We start from the raw sequence: 822 nt of genomic DNA on the forward strand, positions 1-822 counted from the left end.
CGCGGTGCGTCAGCTCCGTGGGACCGCGTCGGTGGGGATCGCGCTGCCCGCGGTCGACGCGGACGCCGTCGGTGCGGTGGCAGAGGGCGCCCTGCTCGGTGCCTACGACTTCACCCGGTACCGGACGGGCACCGAAACGGCGGTCGAACGGCTCGAGGTCGTCACACCCCGCGCCCGGGACACCGCGGCGAAGGCTGCTGCGCGCCGCGCCGCCGTCGTCGCCGGCGCCGTGCACGGGACACGCGACCTGGTGAACACCGCCCCGCTGGACCTGTACCCCGCGGCGTTCGCCGACGTGGCGCGCGCTGCGGCGAAGGGGACGAAGATCAAGGTCCAGGTCATGGACGAGAAGGAGCTCGCCGCAGGCGGCTACGGCGGACTGGTGGGCGTGGGCCAGGGGTCCTCGCGTCCCCCCAGGCTGGTGCGGCTGGACTGGGCGCCGAGCCGCGCACGTGGATCGGTCGCGCTGGTGGGCAAGGGCATCACGTTCGACTCGGGCGGTCTGTCGATCAAGCCCGCCAAGGGCATGGAGACGATGAAGTCCGACATGGCCGGTGCGGCCGCGGTCCTGCACACGGTCCTCGCTGCCGCGGAGCTGGAGCTGCCGGTACGCGTGACCGGCTGGCTGTGCCTGGCCGAGAACATGCCGTCCGGCACGGCCCAGCGTCCCTCCGACGTGATCACCCAGCGCGGGGGCACCACAGTGGAGGTGCTCAACACCGACGCCGAGGGCCGCCTGGTGCTCGCCGACGGCCTGGTCGCGGCCTGCGAGGAGGACCCGGACGTGGTGGTCGACGTGGCCACCCTGACCGGCGCCCAGGT

The 822-nt window shown here is 73.7% G+C and carries 1 protein-coding gene; it reads left to right on the plus strand.

Annotated elements, in window-relative coordinates; genetic code table 11:
- Positions 1-822: leucyl aminopeptidase family protein (locus N869_RS15620; protein WP_035063218.1), on the plus strand; the 822-nt coding region annotated here is incomplete at both ends.

The sequence above is a fragment of the Cellulomonas bogoriensis 69B4 = DSM 16987 genome (assembly GCF_000767165.1).
GTDB lineage: Bacteria > Actinomycetota > Actinomycetes > Actinomycetales > Cellulomonadaceae > Actinotalea > Actinotalea bogoriensis.